Genomic DNA, 18,766 nt, shown 5'->3' on the forward strand with positions numbered 1-18,766 from the left:
TGAATAAGATGATGAGATACTCTCGTTATGCAGGAACGCCCAACATAGGGGTATACACGGCTGTAAACGAGAGTTTCGCATTCATCGCAGGAGATGCCGCCCCCGAGTTCGTTAAGGATGTGGAGGAGGCATTGCAAGTAGAAACCACATTGATGACGGTGGCCGGATCATTCGTGATCGGGTCACTCGTCGTCATGAATTCCAACGGCGCTGTCGTTTCTGGCCTTGCCGATCCGAGGGAGGTCGAGACCATCGGGAAGTGCATCAAATGCACGCCTATTGAAGACCCCTTAAACGCGGCTGGGAACAACATTCTTGCCAACGACAAAGGTGCCATCGTCAACCCCCAGTATTCAAAATCGCTTGTCAAGGTGATCTCTGACGCTCTCGGAGTAGAGTGCGTTCAGTCATCCATAGCAGGCGTGAATACAGTAGGGTCAGTTTGCAGAGCAACCAACATAGGATGCGTCTGCCACGCAGATGCCACTGATGAAGATGTGAAACTGATTCAGGACGTTCTCAAAGTCGAATGCATTAGGACGACCGTCAACCACGGATCGCGCATGCTGGGCGCAGGCATTCTGGCCAATTCTAAAGGTGCTCTCATAGGAGATGACACCACCCCCATCGAGATGGGAAAGATCGAAGAGGGTCTCGCTCTCTACTGATTCAGCAGTCGAAGACCCAACATTCCTTATCGTCAGGAAGGTCCGATTTGGAGATATCGAGCTCGTTCCCGATGAAATCCGTAGCATTGACGGGGATAATATCTAGGAACTTATCGAGCGGCGAGAGCCTGAATGAGAGACCTCCGACCATGTAGTGCATGGGAACTATTATCCTCGGATTTACGAGTTCAATAAGGGTCTTGATCTCAGGCACCTCCATTGTATATACCTCGCCGACGGGCACGAAAAGGAAGTCAACTCCCTTGATCTCATCCAATACATCCTTTGGCGGAATACATCCAAGGTCGCCGCAGTGGCAGATCGATATGCCTTCCATTTCGAATTTGTAGATGGTGTTGGCCCCTCTTTCAGATCCTTCGGTGTTGTCATGCCAGCTCTGAAAGCCGGTGACCTTGATGTTGCCGTGAACAACATTGTCGCCGTAGGCGAACTTTAGGTCCTTGTGGTTGCCTTTGATTACACGGGATGCGTTGTGATCGTAATGGTCATGAGTCATCAGGACTGTATTTGCTGAAGCGACCGGCGGTCTGATCCCTAACGATCTTCCGTCGTGAGGGTCTACGACGATTGTGGTCTCGCCGTTGGAGAATTCGAAGCATGCATGTCCGTGCCATCTGATCCGCATGCAACCCTCATTGCATACTACCGATAAAAAATCGAACTATGGCCAAGGACAATTTATAGGCGTGAGTTGATTACGACTCTATGAAGCGGACTCTGGTCTTAGCCGTTGACAGGGATGACGATTTCGGCGTCAAGGGAAAGGTATCCACCCCCGTCATAGGTATACAGGACTGTATAACCGCTGCTAATTCACTGGGAATTGCTGACCCGGAAGATTCTGACCTGAACGCTCTGTATGCAGCAATCAGCACCTGCATGGATCTGCAGGAACAGGGATCCGATGCCACTATCGCGCTCATCTGCGGAGATGAGAAGGTTGGTCACAAATCGGATCTGGCTTTGGTTTCGGAACTCGAAGCTGTTTTGAATGAGGTGAAGCCGGACAACGTCGTTCTCATCGGAGACGGTGCTGAGGATGAATACATCTACCCCATCATCTCCTCCAGGGCCCATGTGGATTCTGTGAAGAAGGTGTTCGTGAAACAGGCTCCGAACATCGAAGGTTCTTTGTACGTTCTGACCAAGATGCTCTCTGAGCGCAACAAGAGGAAGAGGTTCATCGCACCCATAGGAGCGATCATCTTCATAGCTTCCTTGTTCTTCCTCATTCCGGACTTGGTCATATTCTTCACCACCCAGGATGTTTCTGAGCTGACCGCAATCTCTAGGGATCTCATCCCAATGATTGTAGGTCTCATGTTGTTGCTCTATGCATACGATTTCTCGGAAAAGTGGGACAAATACTCTCATTACTTCAAGGACAACGTCCTGGCCAGAAGCACGATGATGCTTATGACCACTCTCGCTGTCGGTGTTTTCATCATCAGCTGCATCGTATGCTATTACGAGATGAAGGACACATACTACGATTCTTGGTTCATAGCATTGCTTTCCTACATCAACATGATCGTCTGGCCCAGCATGATGGCCATCACCATTTACATCTTCGGGGTGATCATCTATGAGTATCAGGAGGCCATGGCGATACGTCTGAGCAACATTTTCGACTGCTTTAGTGTCGCCAGCTTCGGAGTGATGATCACCGGACTAATAGATCTCGCTCTGTTTTATGTGGGTCCGGTAGACGACCCCATGCTGGGCGTTCTCGAGATCATTCTTGGAATAATCATCTCCATGGTGTCCAGCTACTTCAAGAGCCAATATAGGAAGAATGCCATCGCAGGATGATACGATGGATTTCCAAGAGTGGGAACCTATTTATGAGCAGATCCTCGCAGACATGGGATACGATCGTACAGAAGACGAGAGTTCAGTCCGTATACTGAAGGCAGTCACTCTCAATTCAGATCTCCATTCCGGGGATGATTTCTCCCATCTGGTCGAAGGGGCAGTCACCGTCGTTGGAAATGCTCCCTGCTTGGAGGATGATTTGGATTCCGTAGGCATCAATGGGACGATCCTCTGTTCCGGATCCGCTGTCGGCAGGATGCTGGCCAGGAGGATACTGCCCGATATGATATTCACGGATCTCGACGGGGAGATAGAACCGCAGCTGGAGGCGAGTTCACGCGGTGCAGTATCTTTTCTACATGCCCATGGGGACAACCCTGAACTCATAATGAGATATGCCGGCCTTTTTACTGGTCCAGTGGTCCTCACCACGCAATCCGCCCCAGAGTATACGGTGTTCAATTACGGCGGGTTCACAGACGGTGACCGTGCATATTGCTATGCTAAACATTTCAACGCCAGGGAGATAAGGCTGATAGGGTTCGATTACGATCATCCCATGGCAAAGGATGGATCAGATCCGTCCATCAAGTTACGCAAGCTCCAATGGGCTAAAAGAATCATCGAATCTTTTGACATCTGATTTGATTCTCTTATTATAGGAGGAAAGCCTACTCGCCCAAGAGGAATAGCATGGATGCCGGAATATTGGCCCTCATAATTTTGACCATCATTTACGTACCGATATGGTTCTGGGTTTGGAGGAATCCCGAGAAGGCCCTGAAGTATCATCTGGTGAAATACGGGCCTACGATAATGATCAAGACCAGGCTCGGTATCAAAACGATGGACAAGATTGCCAAATACCGCAGGTTCTGGTATGCCTTCGGTTTCATGTCTAGGCTGACTTCCGCTGTATTGTTCTTCCTTATGATGTATATGCTGATCCTTTCCGTGATTGCCTTGCCTTCAAGGTTAGGTTCCGGAGGAATCGGTATCCAATACGCCCTTGCCATTCCCGGATTCAACCCTATGCTTCCACTGACATACGGAATCCTTGCGCTTTTCGTCGCCATGGTGGTCCATGAGATGGGTCACGGGATCCAGTCGCGTGTCAACGATTGCGATGTGGATTCCACAGGACTATTGTACGGAGTGGTCCCCCTGGGGGCTTTCTGTGAGCCGAACGAGGAACAGCTTCCTAAGCTCTCCCGCAGGGCACAGCTAGATGTTTATGCGGCAGGAATTACCGTCAACACCGTCGTGGCAACAATTTCTATCGTCCTGATGCTTTTGATCTGTTCCACCATAACAGTCGCTGATTTTGGACAGAATATGGATGAGGATGACCTGCCTGGTGTTTATTCGATAGACAAGGATTCTCCTGCATTCTATTCGGATGTACCGACATCCGCCCTCATAACAGGCATTCAGCTCTATGGGGAGGAACAATGGCATACTGTGACTGCTGACACCTCTGGCAGAAGTGTCTGTCTGGATTGTAAGGATCTTGAATTATTGCCAACGAGTTTGTATAGACTTCAATATGTACTGGAAGATGGGGAATCCAGAGCCTCAAGTGCTCTGCAGATGGGCGCACTCATAAAGTCTGTATCCAACAACAGTCCAGCAAAGAGCGCTGGTCTCGAGGTTCTCACATATCTTTATTCAATCACAATCACCGATTCGTCCGGATCAACTAGAGAGGCCATAATCCACAACACCAATGATTTCCTCGACACCATGAAGGGGACTTCAGGCGGGGACAAGGCAGTTGTAACCACCGTTACGGTATCTTCCGACGGAAGCGACATAGAAACAGTCGTGCATGAGGAAGTCACTCTTACATCATCCGGTTCCCAGGGATACCTCGGAATCTCGGTTTCCAATTCAGGATTCACGATGATGACGCCTGAACTCATGATGACCACCGCCACCGATCCGTTCTACAACTGTACGGATGCGTTCAGTTATGTGGAGGGTTTCCTTAGGTACCTCTCAGGGCCGATCAACGGACTCGACCCCATACCGAACGCGATCACCTGGTGGTACGATGCGCCCGCTGGCGATATTACTTGGGTTGTAGTGAAGATCCTTTACTGGTTGTTCTGGTTGGATATCCTGCTGGCGATTTCTAACGCTCTCCCCGCCTATCCCTTCGATGGAGGATTTTTATTTGAGGGAGGCATCAATTGGTTGTTGGAAAAACTGGGAATCAAGGATGCTGAGAGGCGCAAGAAGCTGACTGGCAGTGTCGCCAGCAGTGTCACTGCCGTAACTCTCATGATGTTCTTCCTGGTCATTCTGGCGTTCGTAATATGAGAAGAAGGGGTGAAGAAGACGATCGATATCTACGAGATGCTTAACGGCAAGGTCGCAAAGACGGACCAGATCAAGAACGATGTATGGATCAACATGATTGATCCTACGGTCGAGGAGATAGACTTGGTGCAAAAGGCTCTCGGTATCGACAGAGAGGCCCTCACCGCTGCACTGGATGACGAGGAAGGCTCCAGGACCGAAGTCTCCGACAAGTACACAATAGTTCTAGTCGATGCCCCTACAAGGGAGTGGAGGAACGGGCATGAGGAGTTCACGACCTTCCCTATCTCAATCACATTGACGGACAAGGCAATAGTTACCGTCTGTCTGCAGCCTCTTTTCGCAATCAATAACATCCTGTCGTCGATGAACAAGAATATCAACACAGTAAATGTGTCCAATAGGACGCGTTTCCTGCTCCAGATTCTCTTCAGGATCGCTATCAACTATCAGTCCGATCTGAAGTACATCGAGGTCAAGCGTAATGCGATCGAGGAATCCATCCGCAAAGCCACAAAGAGGGAGGATCTCTTTGAACTCCACGAATTGGAATCCAACTTGGTTTACTTCAAGACCAGTCTTGCTGTCAACGCTTCCATCATCGAGAGGATCAGAAGGTCCAGATTGATCTCTACTCCGGAAGACAAGGAGCTAATCGATGACGTTATAGTCGAGACCAATCAGGCTCTAGAGATGACGACCACTTACGCGCAGATCATCAAGGGTACAAGGCAGCTGGTCGAATCAGATCTCAACAATTCCCTTGCAAACGTTATGAAATTCCTGACATCCATAACTCTTATCATCGCCATTCCTACGATGATCGCCAGTTTCTACGGTATGAACGTACCTCTCCCCGGAAGCGGGTACGAGTATACGTACATCATATTGTTCGTTCTGATGGTTGTTCTCTGTATCGTATCCATCTTTATCCTCCGTAAGAGAGGCTTGTGGCGCTGATTCAAATGACCGATCTCCAAAGAATGGCAGATACCATAAGGAATTTCCCTGGAGTCACCAGGAAGAATGCCATCCACGATATCGTGGATCTTTTCCCCACAACGGGATTCCCTCAGGTCGTTGCGGCCGAAGGAGAAGATGCGGCAGTCATCGAGAACGGGAATATGTGCGTTCTTTTCGCTGCTGACGGCATAATGGAGAAGCTGATGGCAGCGGATCCGTTCCTGGCAGGCTATTATGCTGTACTGGTGAATGTCAATGATATCGCTGCTATGGGCGGACGTCCGCTGGGCATGGTGGATGTCATCTCAGTGAAGGACGGCAACATGAACGGGGACCTGCTGAAAGGGATACAATACGGGGTGGAGAAGTTCAACGTTCCTCTGGTCGGTGGCCATACCCATCCCGACTGCAACTTCAATTCCATTGAGATTTCCATAATCGGCTCAGTCAAGAAGGATGACGTCCTCCTTAGCAGCACTGCCAAGTGTGGCGACGATGTCGTTTTCGTCATCGATCTCGACGGAGTTTTCCCAGAATCTGTTCCTTATACATATGACAGTACTTCCAGTAAGCCGAAGGATCTTGTACAGGCTCAGATGGAGGCCGCGGCAATGGTGGCTGAGAAACATCTGGCCCATGCATGCAAGGACATGAGTAATCCAGGTCACATCGGTACTCTCGGAATGATGCTCGAGTCCTCTGAAAAGGGCGCCACAGTCGATATTCGTAAGATCCCTATTCCAGACGATGTCGATCCATATCACTGGGCAACCACCTATTTCGGCTGTGCTTTCGTTTTCTCGTGTGATGCCGCACATTCTCAGGAGATCATCGACATATTCGCCGACGTCGGTTGTGCCGGGTCAGTAGTTGGTAAAGTCGACGATTCCAAGAAACTGAGGATCACAGATGGCGAGCAAGAGATTGTCCTCTTTGATTTCGATAAAGACATCATCACCGGCGTAAAGGTCAAGAAATAAGTGTCTGGCCACAACGGTTGTTCCCTCATCAGAACATAAGTAGACCACTTTGCTTCTCCACCCTGCGACCCCGTAAACGTCAGTGGTTCGAAGTGAGGCTGCTCCCGTCAGGACCTGACCCGGTTTCCCCGATTAATGCATGGAGAACGACCCTCCGGCCGTTTCCTGTGCAAACTCCGACTCTACAGGACAAGATTTCATAGTTGCTCTATGGGCTTATGAACCTCAGCGGGACCGCCCGCTGCTGTCACCCCCGCTATGACGATTTCGGGTATAGGGCACGCCAAACGCCCCGGTCAAGCCAAACAAAGGGTTATTCTAAGTTGTCATAAAAATACCTTCGTACAATGATGTCGAGTCACCTGCGATAATATCATAGGATCATCCCTTATTCCAGCTAATACTCTGACCACATCATTATATACCATCTTTCCATAACACTGGATGCCGTGCTATGTGTTAGCACGCAACATTGGTGATTCGAATGGATATCTTAGGTTTGACCGACCCATGGGTGATTGGTGCTTATGTGGGATGCATCCTTACTGTCGTATACTGCATTTACATCAGTCTGAAGAAGGGAAAAGAATCCGATGAGGGAGATGATTCCGATGAGTGATGGAATCGATCTTACCTTGTTCGGTGTGATGACTGTTATCTTCGTTATTATAACGCTTCTTCTGGGTTGGTATGGTTATAAGAACACCTCCAATAACCAAGATTTTCTGTTAGGACGTAACAAGACAAGCCCCTTGATTATCGCTTTGTCCTACGGTGCAACATTCCTAAGCGCTTCCGCCGTCATCGGTTTCGGCGGACAGACCGCCGTCCATGGTATGTCACTGATGTGGTTATGTTTCCTAAACCTCTTCGTTGGACTCGTCGTCGCTTTTTTGATTTTTGGTAAAAAGACCAGAAAACTAGGCAGAAAACTCGGTGCGGCAACCTTTGCCGACCTTCTTGGAAAGATTTACGGTTCCAGAGGGATCAGGCTGTTCACAGCTATTCTGATCCTTGTCATGATGCCTATCTACACAGCGGCAGTGCTGAAAGGAGGAGTCAACTCTCTGGCAGTCATCACCGGTCTTACAGAGTATTACAATTACATCCTGATCGGATTATCCCTAGTCGTCGCGGTATATGTCGTGTACGGTGGAATCATCGCCGTCATGTACAACGATGCTCTTCAGGCTTCGATCATGTTCATAGGAATGCTGGTCATCCTTATTGTTACCTGGGCTTACACTGGTGGAATCACAGAGGGAAATGAGGCCCTGGTAGGTCTTTGGGAACAGCGTATGGGGGATATCACTGGATTGGGTGTCGCTCCTGGATTCGAAGGTTGGACCAGTGTCGCTGATTTTGGTTCACGTGAATGGATGACCGTAGTCACTACGTTCATCATGGGTGTGGGAATCGGCGCCTTGACTCAGCCCCAGCTTATTGTCAGATATATGTCGGCCAAGTCTGACAGGGATCTTGATAAATCATTGCTTATCGGTTCCATATTCATCATGGTTGTCGTCGGTACTGCATACACCGTAGGTCCTTTGACCAACATTTTCTTCAGCAATGAACACGGCGGTTTGATGTCCTTCGAATACCTCAACTCCATAGGATTGGGTACAGATTTCATCATACCTCAGTTCATTTTAGAGATCTTCAGCGACATAACCTTCGGAGACATATTCATCTCATTGTTCCTACTGTCGCTGATCTGTGCATCGATATCTACAATCAGTGCTCTTATGCACACCATCGGTGTTGCCGGAGGATATGACATCTATTCTGTGTTCAAGAGCAGGAAGCTGAACAAGGACACCGACTCTCAGTCAATCAACCTTAACAGGGCGACGATCGTCATATTCATGGTGCTCGTGGTCGTCTATTGCTATCTCATGCCCAACGATATCATTGCAAAGGCCACTTCAGTGTTCATGGGTGTGACCGCAGCGGCTTTGCTGCCTGCTTACTTCTATTCCCTTTACTGCGAGAAACCTATCAAATTCGTTGCAGTATCTAGTATAGTGGTTGGAACCGTATCATATCTGTTCTCTGCGTTGTTCCTCAATGCCGGAACGTGCATATTCCTGCCCATCTGTAAGCTGATAACCGGTACCAATGTTCTGTTCCCAGACACCACATTGGCCTATCTGGATCCGTTGATGATCGCATTACCTCTCTCGACCATCACATTGGTACTTGCGATATTAGTAAAGAAAAAAGAACCAAATACCATGACCTGCAATAACGTGTGAGGGCAAGACCATGGACCCTGAGATGGACAGAGGCGTACTCGGATTCGAAGAAAAACACTTGATCGCTATAATGATGTTCCTATCGATCAACGGGGAATGTCAGAAGATAGAGGTTTACAGGAACGTATCGTCAAATCCGCGTATACCTGATAAGCTTGACCGTCTCGAGTCCATGGGCCTGATCACCCAAGAGCCTATGGAGAAATCCCGTGCCATCAACATAGTTCTGACTTCCAAGGGAAGAAAGGTCGCCAAAATGCTGATGGAATTGGATGCACTCCTCAAAGATTGATTAAGTAGGATTAGGCCGATTCGGTCTTCATGCTCAACAAGGTCTTGGAACTCAGTAACGTCTCTGTCGTCAGAGACGGAAGGTACATACTGAGTTCCATCGACCTTGAACTGCAAAAAAGTGAGAATCTAGCGATCATAGGGCCTAATGGGTCGGGGAAGACGACACTGGTCCAATTGCTCTACGGGAATATCTACCCCTACTACGATGAGGAACATCCATCGATTCTGCGCATATTCGGACAGGACAGACGCAATCTATTCGAATTCCGCAAACATGTGGGCCTGGTATCGATGGATCTTCAGAACTTGTTCGGAGCCGATACAACAGTTTATGAAGTGATATGTTCAGGTTTCTTCAGCAGTCTGGACGTGTTCGTTGACCGTACCGTTACCGAGGAGATAGATTCGAAAGTGATCTCATCAGCTACGCTCATAGGTGTCGATAATCTCCTGGATAGGCCCGTTTCAAATCTGTCTTTGGGAGAGATGAGGCGTGTCCTCATAGCAAGGGCTTTGGTCAATGAACCCGAGATGCTGATCTTGGATGAACCCATGACCGGTCTTGACATCTCCATGAGATCTAAGTTCAGATCCATGCTAGACATCCTGTCCAGACAGGGGATAAATATCATCCTGGTGACTCATGACCTTTCAGATATACCTCCTTCCATAGATCACGTAGTAGCACTGAAAGAAGGGACGATCCTAGCTGAAGGCTCCAAGAAAGATGTCCTGAAGGATGACATAATTTCCGAACTATACGGAGAAAGTATTAAGGTCATAGAAGATAACGGGACATATCAGATGCTGGTAGTAGGAGGTGAATGATATTAGGCACGTTTGTACTGGATGCGGTTCAGAGATTCCGGAGGGGCAGGATTTCTGCTATGTTTGCGGAGCCTGGACCAAGAACTCTCTGATCATCGATGACAACGATGAGATAAGATATTCGGAGATGTGCCTTAACTGTGGGAAGGCGCTTCCAAAGGATTCGGATTACTGCCCGTTCTGCGGCACCAAGGTGGAAGATCGTTACAAAGAGCCTGTTGTCGTAAGAAGACCTTGGACGATGATAGATTACCTGTCAGTCACTCTGGCGGTTATACCTGGATTCTTCAATGTATTCGGTCTGGGGCAGATAATACAGCGCAGATGGTCTAAAGCATTCGTGTTCATTTGCGCCACCATCCTCCTGATGTACATCACACCTGCATTTCTTGAGAACAATGACAACTATTGGATCATCATAGCTCTGCAGATTCTGGTCTTCATGTTCTCCCTGATGGATGTGTTCACCCATATCGGAAAGAGGGAAGAATGATGGATTGGACCGAGAAATATCGCCCTCAGTCATTGGAGGAAGTCGTAGGCAATCCTGCAGCGGTGAATACGCTCAAGGCATGGGCGGAATCCTGGAATAATGGAATACCCGAGAAAAGGGCGGTCGTTCTGATAGGGACTCCAGGAATAGGTAAGACCACTTCAGCCGAGGCATTGGCCAGAGACATGGGTTGGTCTATCATAGAGATGAACGCATCAGACCAGCGTAATGCCGACGCTATCGAAGATATAGCCGTTCGTGGATCGAGGTTCAATACGTTCTCGGATGAGGGCACATATTTGGATACCGGAAAGGGCCAGAGGAAGCTCATAGTCCTGGATGAGGCTGACAATTTCTTCGGGAACACGGACAGGGGGGCCATACCAGTCATTTCCAAGCTCATAAAAGAGACTCTTCAGCCTCTTGTCCTAATTGTGAATGACTATTACGAACTGTCCCGTAAGTGCAGTGCAGCGAAGACGGACACGCTTCAGATCACTTTCCAGAAGCCCAAGACCCCTTCAGTGGTCAAAGCTTTGTACAAGATTGCTCAGAATGAAGGAATTACCGTGGACCAAGATGCCATGGAGATGATAGCGGAGAAAGCGGCTGGAGACATGCGTGCAGCGGTCCGCAATCTCGAGGCATTATCCCTCGGACAAAACCATGTCACACTGGAGATGGCAGAGAGCATATCCGCCCGCGACAAGAGGAATGACATGTACACTCTGATGTCGGCCATATTCAGATCCAACGATGCCATGAAGGCCAGAAGGATCATGATGGATACGGACACCGATCCTCCCGAGGTAGAATTATGGGTCGATGAGAACCTTCCATACGAATTCCTGGATAAAGGCGACCTTGTACGCGGATATGAGAAACTCTCACGCGCCGATATCTATTTGGGCAGGGTGGGAAGACGCCAATATTTCGGATTCTGGTCTTATGCTAGCGATACTCTGACGGCAGGCGTGAATACTGCGCGCATGACTAACAAGTATTCCCATGACCGTCTCCATTTCCCTTCCTATCTGAGCAAGATGTCCAGAAGCAAGAGTGTCCGCGCTCTGAGGAAATCCGTTGACCTCAAGTTGGCGATATACCTGCACACCTCAACCAAGCGTGTAGATCTGGACGTGTTGCCTTTCGTCAAGCAGATAATGTCTAACGAACCCGAGATGCGCGTTCTAATAACCAAGGAACTGAAACTCGAACCTGAGGAGTTAGGCTTCCTGCTGGATAAAAAACCGGAATCCAAGGATGTCAAAGCGGTATTCGAGCAAATCGAGAGCGAGATTCCAAAACCAGAGCCGGTAAAGAAGAAAGCCGCAAAGGCTTCAGAACCGATAGTCAAGGAAGCAGAGGAACCTGTAAAGGAACCGGAAAAGCCACAGGCTGAGCATAAGAAAAATAATCAGGCAAGCCTGTTCGACTTCTGAGGATAGCATGGACGAGGATTACCGGAATCTGCTGATCAAACAACAGTACCGCATTTACAAGGACCATGCCGCCGTAAAGCTCTGTCATTGGATGAAGGAGAGCATGCTCCATGAGCGCCATTGCTACAAGCAGGATTTCTACGGTATCGAAAGCCACAGATGCCTTCAGATGACCCCTGCCATCAATGAATGCAGCCACTTGTGTACATTCTGCTGGAGGGTACAGGGCAGCGATTTTGAAGTAACTGATTGGGCGGAGCCTAAAGAGATGCTTGATGCCCTCATAAATGAACAGAGGAAACTTATCCAAGGGTTCAAGGGGGATCCCCGCTGCGATCCGAAAAGATTCCAAGAGGCAATGAACCCCAACCAGGTAGCGATCTCATTGGCAGGGGAACCTATCACATATCCTTACCTGTCCGATTTCCTGAAAGAATGCCATAGCAGGGGGATGTCCACCTTCCTTGTAACAAACGGTACATATCCTGACCAATTGGCCGCATTGGATGAACTCCCCACTAAGACCTATGTCACCGTGGCCGCTCCGAACAAAGAGGTCTATCTCAGAGTCTGCCGCCCCAAGATCAAAGACGGTTGGGAGAGGCTCATGCGCACTCTGGAGCTTATGCCTTCGCTGAACACCAGTACTGTAGTAAGGCACACATTGGTTAAGGATCATAATCTTGGATGGGTGGATGAATACGCCGCTTTGGACCGTATTGCAGATCCAGAGTTAATAGAACCCAAAGGATACGTCTTCGTCGGAGGCTCCAGACAGAGACTTAGTATGTCTTGCATGCCATCGTTCCAAGAGATAACGGATTTTGCAAATCAATTGGGTTCCAAGGTAGGTATGGAGATAATAAGAAAAAGAGAGGACAGCCGTGTAGTCCTGCTCGGTCATCCCGGGCAGGAGCTAGACGTGCGTAAGTCCTATCAGTTAAAGGTTTGAATCAGAACGAGATCGTTTTACTGATGAACAGATATGCGATCACGATTATGTGGATGATCAAGAACAGATATACGAGCTTGAACTTGATCTTCTGAGTTTTGTGCCTTACAGTGAGCATCCCGATTGTTGCACCGAAAGGACCGAACAGGGCCAGTAATATGAGCGTTGACTCCCTGGTCCTCCACATGTCGTTCTTAGCCTTGTGTTTGTCCCATACGAAGGCAAGAAATGCGATTATGTTCAGTACGATGTATACTGCGAGAATTGCAATTAGGATTGTCGTATCCATGTTATCAGATCATTGAGATGAATGTATCCAGAGCTGCAGGATATCCGGATTCGTTGGTCTCTTCAGATTTGAGAGGAATGCTGAATGCCTCAGAAAGTCCGAGTTCCTCAGCGATTGCTGTGGCCTCTGCCTGCTCTTTTTCAGTGTCTTTTGATGTCAGGACATAGAGATATTTCTTCTTGCCACCCAAGACGTCCTGGTTGTTTGCTACGAACTCTGCTACCAGCTTATCGGCCTTTCCGCCGTTGTTGGCTGAACCGAAAATAATCGTATCGTACGCATCCAGGTTAAGCCTCATGAGATCCTTGAGGTCGAAGATATCTGTGTTTGCATTCTTGGAAATGTACTTCGCTATAGGCGTGTACTTCTTCTTGGTCAAGAGACCAGTTGCAAATATTACTGCTTTTGCCATCCCATCACATCCTGCCGCAGTGTTATCGGCGGCATTGGCACATGTACTTTCCTTTTTATAACCGTTTAGTCACAAAAGGGTCATTCGTCCAGTACGATAGGCGGTTGCTCTCCTTTGAGATACCTCTCAACGGTTGCGGGCTCCACCATTGAGCACATGATTTCAGCGGCCCAGTTACCATCCTTATTGTATGGTATCAGCGCCCCTTTACCCATGTAGGGGAAGACGCCCCTCTCTGATGCCGCAAAGTACGTCGTAGCGACGCAGAACTCGGTGAGCATTCCTGTGAATACTGCGCAATCTATGTTGTTGTCCTTCAGGATCTTTTCGAGATCGGTCTCTTTGAAGCAGTTCATATGCTTCTTATGGACTACGATATCTGTTTCGGCTGATTCGATACCAGGCAACCATTCATCTTCATCCTCGCCGTGATAACCTGTATGTGATGGGCCATCGAAATGTATGAAGATTACTGGGGCTCCATTCTCTCTGAAGATCTTCAGGAATCTGTTGATTCCTTCTACGGCGGGAACCATCCTCTCAGACCATTCATCGATGCTCAGAGTGAATTTGCGCTGGGGATCAATTACGATTAAGGCCAGGTGCTTTCCCCAGATGTAGTCGCGTATCATAGGCAAGTGTACTGTGTTGGATTAATAAAAACTACACTCAATGGCATTATATCTTATTCAGTTGCTAAAGGTGTAGCGCTAGTGGAGGCCTAACATGAACGTCTATGATTTCGACGGCACGCTATATGACGGCGATTGTATGGTTGACCTCTACAAATACTGCCTCAAACGCAGGCCGTATATCCTGGTGGTTTTCCCTTCCCAGTTCAGGGCGTGGTATCGCTTCAGAAAGGGAAAGATAGATCATAGGCAGATGAAACAGACATACTACAAGTTCTTCAGATTCTTCGACATGGAGCGGATGTCTGAGAGATTCTGGGATGACAATCAGAAAAAGGTGTTCAGCTGGTATGCCGATCTCCACAAGGATGACGATGTTGTCATCTCTGCATCACCTTTCTTCCATGTAAAAGAGATATGCTCGAGATTGGGGATCGAGAACGTCATTGCATCCGATGTGGATCCTGTGAACGGGATTTGCCTGGGACCTAATTGTCGCGATTATGAGAAGGTCAGGAGATTCAGAGAGATCTTCGGTGATGCCCGTATCAACTCATTCTATTCGGACAGCGAACACGATGCCCCATTGGCAAGATTGGCAGATAGGGCATATATGGTAAAGAACGGTCAGATAACAGAATGGATTCTGGAAAAGGAAATGGTCTAATAATCTTAAAGCCAATGCAATTTCATGGCGTTTAAGGAACAACTGGTCATCAGCGAGGATTGCATCGGATGCGGACAGTGCGTGAAGGTCTGCATCAGAGAACACCTTTCGGTGAAAGATGGAAAGGCTACCGAGGTGGATTCTGACTACTATTGTTTCAGATGCGGACACTGTGCATCTGTCTGCCCCAAGGGTGCAATAAAGCTCAAAGATTTCGTCGATTATCCATACACGCCGATCAAAGGTTCTCCGGTTGACAGTGAAGAACTTGCGAGTCTCTACAGATTCAGAAGGAGCACAAGATGGTTCGACAGACCGTGTACAGAGGAGGAGCTTTCATGTCTACTGAGATCTATCGGCTACGCACCGACTGCTGAGAACTCCCAAAAAGTTCAATATGCAGTTGTGGACCAATCGTTCGGCGATTTCATGGTCCTATTGGCTTCTATTTTACGTTCCCACAGGAATGAGCATCCACGTTTGGACCAATTCGTCAAGTATGTGGATGATGGGATGAAGGAGAAGAATAATCCGTTCACATGGGAAGGAAGGCAGCTCATCATTGCATTTGCACGCTTCCCGATCGATGCAATTATCCCCATCGCACAGTTGGATCTAATGGCATCGGCCATGGGCCTTGGAGGTTTCCATTCCAGATGGATGCTCCAGGCAGCAGAGAACGATCCTGAGAAGTTCATGTCGTTCTTCCCCGAGATTGAGCAAGGGCTCTGTGCATACGCAGTTTATGTTGTCGGTCACCCCAGAATACGCTTCAGACGTGAGGTTCCCAGGGATGAACGCAAGGTCATTTGGAAGTGATTCCAAAACTTCGTACAATGGCTAAGCACCGTTTAAATATCAGAAATCTTTCGACGATTCGTGAACAGCAGACTCCTTGCTTCAATAATCGCGGTTGCCGCGTTGACAGCATTAGTCTTGGCTGTACTCCCAGACATTACTACAGATTCAGACGGTCAATTAGAGGAAGAATCCTTGGCTTTCGAGCAACGTCCTCCGATGAGGGAAGGCAAACCCATGTCGCAAGGATTCGACGATTCCCGTCCGATTCCGCCGGAATTCATGAATTCGAACCATCCCATGGACAACATGGGCCCGAGACAACCGATTCCAATCGATAAATCGGATGCGCCTATGCCACCTAGCAAGCACCCTGAATATGATCATGATGCAACGCCTGAGGTCCTAGAGGCCAATCTGGAACCTATGGTGATCGGTGATATCGGTGTTTTCGATCCAGGTTTCGTCGAGGATGCTATAAAATTCGCTGAGGATAGAGGAATGCATGATATCGCGGAGATTCTGAAGAAGAAGCTCTGCGCGATTATTGAACAGTACATGCGCTCATCATCGTCTCTCAACTCGGCAGATACACGTGCTAGCGGATTCGACGATGAAGTGGATGAAGAAGTTCAGTTCGAACTTGTTGAAGAGGAGGAAGAGCCCGAGGAAGAATTCGTATTCTTCGATACCCCGGAACAAACGTTTTCAGTATCATTCTGTGCACCTGTCGTACAGAACAATGTCATTCTTTTGGAGCTGTGAGCGTTTAGTCGCTTTTTGAACGATCCTTCGGATCCTAAACCTCACAATAAAAGCATCAAAAGGAAAGAAAATGACAATCATAAGCATCAAAGAAGGAACTAAAGGCAGAGGCCTTAGAGGCTCTGTCTCGGAATCATCAGGGTCAGACCTTGATATGCTCAACACCATCAACAGGAGGCGATGCGGATGAGCGGCATATTCGAAAGCATATTCAGTACCGCTGATTCGATGGGCCCATTCGAATTCCTGATCTGCATAGGGTCGGCATTAGTGGTGGGATTCATCGTTTCTGCGATATACATCTACAAGAACGCACACAGCGACAGCTTCGCACTGACAGTAGCTCTGCTGCCCGCGATAGTCTCCGTCGTCATAATGGTGGTCAGCGGAGACATCGGAGCTGGAATCGCCATCGCAGGAGCATTCAGTCTGGTAAGGTTCCGTTCCGCACCTGCATCAGCTAAGGAAATCGCCATAATATTCCTGGCCATGGCAGCAGGCCTCTTGATCGGAATGGGATTCCTTGCATTTGCCCTGATATTTGTCGCAATAATCTGTGCAGTAATACTGCTAGCATCGCATGTGAACTTCGGCAAACCGCGTACCAGGATGGCCGAGAAGGTCATTTGCATAACAATACCTGAGGATCTAGATTACAATTCGGATATCGACACCGTGCTTGCAGAATACACCAGTGCCTGCGAGTTGGTCTCAGTCAAGTCTACCAACATGGGAAGCATGTTCAAACTGAAGTACAACGTGACTCTGAAAGATGAACTACAGCAGAAGGAGCTCATCGATAAGATTCGTGTGAGGAACGGAAACCTGGAGGTCGCCATCATGCGCCAGGAAGAGAAGACCGGGGGGCTATGAGGGAGGCAAATCATGGTGCAAAATATGGTATTCAAGAGATACGAACTGAAGTACCTGATGAGTGAAGAACAGAAAGAGTCTGTCTATTCCGCCTTGAAAGACCATATGGTTTTGGATAGGTACGGGCGCTCTTCCATTCGCAACATCTACTTCGACACGGATGATTTTCAAATCGTCCGCCGTTCAATTGAGCGTCCAGTCTACAAGGAGAAGATACGTGTGCGCAGTTACGGTAGACCGCAGTCAGACGGCGAGGTGTTTGTAGAGCTGAAGAAGAAATACAAATCGGTAGTCTACAAACGTCGTCTGACAATGCCGTTGGATGAGGCAATGGGGTGGCTTACAACTGAACATGGAGATTACCCTCATTCGCAGATCGGAGAGGAGATCGATTTCACAAAGAACCGCTACCGTGGGATAAGGCCTGCGATGCTTCTCAGTTACGAACGTGAAGCATACTACGACAAATCAGGTTCTGACCTCCGCATCACGATAGACAGTGACATTATGGCGCGTATGGAGGATGTGAATCTGGATTCAGAGCTTGGAGGTCACAGAGTACTGCCGGAAGGCTATACACTCATGGAGATCAAGACTATGTATGGTTACCCGGAATGGCTGCTAGACATTCTGAACAGCACCCATCTCTACAAGTCATCGTTCAGCAAGTATGGCAACGCGTACAAGGAGATGGTCCTCTGCCGCATGCCTGAAGGATTTCTGAAGATACCGACCGGACCGGCAACGGTAGAGAATCACAGCCGTCTATTGCAGGACACTGTGGCGTGAGGCATCAACCATTTACAAAGACACTGGAAGGAGAATAATCAAAGAATCAAATTTAAAAAAAGAGGAATAGAATGGAAACAAAAACACTGTTGATAATAGCCGTAGCGGCTATTGCTGTTGCTGGAGGGGCAGTATTCATGATGATTAGTACATCTGATGATACTACTGTACCTAATGGCAGCACCCCCAGCAAGACTTCGGATACGACCATAGATACCGGCGAGGAGACTTCATCCAGCAACATATCAGGCACATCCGATTTCATCATCACATTCGAGAGCGGTTCCGATAACTGCTACACCGTGACGGAATCATCAGGTCTTACCACCATAACATTCAGCGGAATGTCCGATTCCAGCGGTTCCGTGTACTCTATCAGCGGTACCTTGATCGGAAACATCGTGATCGATGCTGGGGACTACGACTTCGAGCTGGTATTGAACGGACTGACCCTCAGTTCGACACAGGAGGTACCGATCTGCATAATATCGGGCGAGGATGTGAC

22 protein-coding genes and 1 other RNA gene are annotated in these 18,766 nt (G+C 48.4%); 18 read left to right on the plus strand and 5 right to left on the minus strand.

The genetic code is table 11. The features are described from left to right. Positions 1-11 precede the first annotated feature (11 nt). Complete coding sequence (locus E7Z62_03420) at positions 12-668, plus strand: translation initiation factor IF-6 (protein ID MBE6522161.1); 657 nt, start codon at positions 12-14, stop codon at positions 666-668. A 1-nt stretch (position 669) separates the two neighbouring features. On the opposite strand, the gene E7Z62_03425 is transcribed toward E7Z62_03420, so the two are convergent. Further along, positions 670-1,314, minus strand: coding sequence for a Zn-dependent hydrolase (locus E7Z62_03425; GenBank protein MBE6522162.1), 645 nt, complete (start codon positions 1,312-1,314; stop codon positions 670-672). 80 nt (positions 1,315-1,394) lie between these two features. Here E7Z62_03425 and E7Z62_03430 point away from each other — a divergent pair, with 80 nt between their 5' ends. Genes E7Z62_03430 through E7Z62_03450 form a run of 5 tightly spaced genes read left to right on the plus strand, consistent with a single transcriptional unit; the run spans position 1,395 to position 6,769 of the window. Continuing rightward, complete coding sequence (locus tag E7Z62_03430; GenBank protein MBE6522163.1) at positions 1,395-2,501, plus strand: DUF373 family protein; 1,107 nt, start codon at positions 1,395-1,397, stop codon at positions 2,499-2,501. Between the two features lie 4 nt (positions 2,502-2,505). Next, a complete protein-coding gene (locus E7Z62_03435; protein ID MBE6522164.1) occupies positions 2,506-3,147 on the plus strand; it encodes a DUF115 domain-containing protein in 642 nt (213 codons plus the stop codon). A gap of 50 nt (positions 3,148-3,197) precedes the next feature. Next, positions 3,198-4,826, plus strand: coding sequence for a metalloprotease (locus E7Z62_03440; protein ID MBE6522165.1), 1,629 nt, complete (start codon positions 3,198-3,200; stop codon positions 4,824-4,826). A gap of 9 nt (positions 4,827-4,835) precedes the next feature. Further along, entirely contained in the window at positions 4,836-5,786 is a 951-nt protein-coding gene (locus E7Z62_03445) for a magnesium transporter CorA family protein (GenBank protein ID MBE6522166.1), read from the plus strand. Between the two features lie 5 nt (positions 5,787-5,791). Then, positions 5,792-6,769: a methanogenesis marker 2 protein gene (locus tag E7Z62_03450; protein MBE6522167.1), complete on the plus strand. Its 978-nt coding sequence runs from the start codon at positions 5,792-5,794 to the stop codon at positions 6,767-6,769. Position 6,770: 1 nt separating this feature from the next. On the opposite strand, the gene ffs is transcribed toward E7Z62_03450, so the two are convergent. Then, positions 6,771-7,077: signal recognition particle sRNA (ffs, locus tag E7Z62_03455), an RNA gene on the minus strand. A 303-nt stretch (positions 7,078-7,380) separates the two neighbouring features. Here ffs and E7Z62_03460 point away from each other — a divergent pair. The 6 genes from E7Z62_03460 to E7Z62_03485 are packed head-to-tail and all read left to right on the plus strand — an operon-like array spanning position 7,381 to position 13,036. Then, positions 7,381-9,027, plus strand: coding sequence for a sodium:solute symporter family protein (locus tag E7Z62_03460; protein ID MBE6522168.1), 1,647 nt, complete (start codon positions 7,381-7,383; stop codon positions 9,025-9,027). Between the two features lie 10 nt (positions 9,028-9,037). Further along, complete coding sequence (locus tag E7Z62_03465; protein ID MBE6522169.1) at positions 9,038-9,319, plus strand: hypothetical protein; 282 nt, start codon at positions 9,038-9,040, stop codon at positions 9,317-9,319. A gap of 29 nt (positions 9,320-9,348) precedes the next feature. Beyond that, positions 9,349-10,149 carry an ATP-binding cassette domain-containing protein gene (locus E7Z62_03470; protein ID MBE6522170.1) on the plus strand — a complete coding sequence of 267 codons (801 nt, stop codon included), beginning with the start codon at positions 9,349-9,351 and terminating at the stop codon, positions 10,147-10,149. After that, entirely contained in the window at positions 10,142-10,642 is a 501-nt protein-coding gene (locus E7Z62_03475) for a zinc ribbon domain-containing protein (protein MBE6522171.1), read from the plus strand. Before E7Z62_03470 ends, E7Z62_03475 begins: the two co-directional genes overlap by 8 nt. Beyond that, complete coding sequence (locus tag E7Z62_03480) at positions 10,639-12,084, plus strand: replication factor C large subunit (protein MBE6522172.1); 1,446 nt, start codon at positions 10,639-10,641, stop codon at positions 12,082-12,084. The genes E7Z62_03475 and E7Z62_03480 overlap by 4 nt, the downstream gene beginning before the upstream one ends. Positions 12,085-12,091: 7 nt before the next feature. After that, positions 12,092-13,036, plus strand: coding sequence for a 4-demethylwyosine synthase TYW1 (locus E7Z62_03485; protein ID MBE6522173.1), 945 nt, complete (start codon positions 12,092-12,094; stop codon positions 13,034-13,036). Position 13,037: 1 nt separating this feature from the next. Here E7Z62_03485 and E7Z62_03490 read toward each other — a convergent pair whose 3' ends face one another. The 3 genes from E7Z62_03490 to E7Z62_03500 all read right to left on the minus strand — a co-directional run bounded on the left by E7Z62_03490 (position 13,038) and on the right by E7Z62_03500 (position 14,369). Then, positions 13,038-13,325 carry a DUF1294 domain-containing protein gene (locus E7Z62_03490; protein ID MBE6522174.1) on the minus strand — a complete coding sequence of 96 codons (288 nt, stop codon included), beginning with the start codon at positions 13,323-13,325 and terminating at the stop codon, positions 13,038-13,040. 4 nt (positions 13,326-13,329) lie between these two features. Then, positions 13,330-13,737 (minus strand): hypothetical protein, encoded by a 408-nt coding sequence (locus E7Z62_03495; GenBank protein MBE6522175.1) that lies wholly within the window; start codon positions 13,735-13,737, stop codon positions 13,330-13,332. Positions 13,738-13,817: 80 nt separating this feature from the next. Continuing rightward, the gene (locus tag E7Z62_03500; GenBank protein ID MBE6522176.1) at positions 13,818-14,369 is read right to left on the minus strand and encodes a cysteine hydrolase; all 552 of its coding nucleotides are present in this window, start codon (positions 14,367-14,369) and stop codon (positions 13,818-13,820) included. 94 nt (positions 14,370-14,463) lie between these two features. Here E7Z62_03500 and E7Z62_03505 point away from each other — a divergent pair, with 94 nt between their 5' ends. The 6 genes from E7Z62_03505 to E7Z62_03530 form a co-directional block, all read left to right on the plus strand. Further along, complete coding sequence (locus E7Z62_03505; protein MBE6522177.1) at positions 14,464-15,036, plus strand: phosphoserine phosphatase; 573 nt, start codon at positions 14,464-14,466, stop codon at positions 15,034-15,036. A 24-nt stretch (positions 15,037-15,060) separates the two neighbouring features. Then, positions 15,061-15,855: a 4Fe-4S dicluster domain-containing protein gene (locus tag E7Z62_03510; protein ID MBE6522178.1), complete on the plus strand. Its 795-nt coding sequence runs from the start codon at positions 15,061-15,063 to the stop codon at positions 15,853-15,855. Positions 15,856-15,915: 60 nt separating this feature from the next. Continuing rightward, on the plus strand, positions 15,916-16,599 hold the full coding sequence (locus E7Z62_03515; protein MBE6522179.1) for a hypothetical protein: 684 nt from the start codon (positions 15,916-15,918) through the stop codon (positions 16,597-16,599). A gap of 186 nt (positions 16,600-16,785) precedes the next feature. Beyond that, a complete protein-coding gene (locus E7Z62_03520; protein MBE6522180.1) occupies positions 16,786-17,472 on the plus strand; it encodes a DUF4956 domain-containing protein in 687 nt (228 codons plus the stop codon). A gap of 12 nt (positions 17,473-17,484) precedes the next feature. Continuing rightward, on the plus strand, positions 17,485-18,261 hold the full coding sequence (locus E7Z62_03525; protein MBE6522181.1) for a polyphosphate polymerase domain-containing protein: 777 nt from the start codon (positions 17,485-17,487) through the stop codon (positions 18,259-18,261). A gap of 71 nt (positions 18,262-18,332) precedes the next feature. Continuing rightward, a partial coding sequence (locus E7Z62_03530; protein ID MBE6522182.1) for a carbohydrate-binding domain-containing protein occupies positions 18,333-18,766 on the plus strand: 434 nt, incomplete at its 3' end.

The organism is Thermoplasmata archaeon, assembly GCA_015063285.1.
Taxonomy (GTDB): domain Archaea; phylum Thermoplasmatota; class Thermoplasmata; order Methanomassiliicoccales; family Methanomethylophilaceae; genus Methanoprimaticola.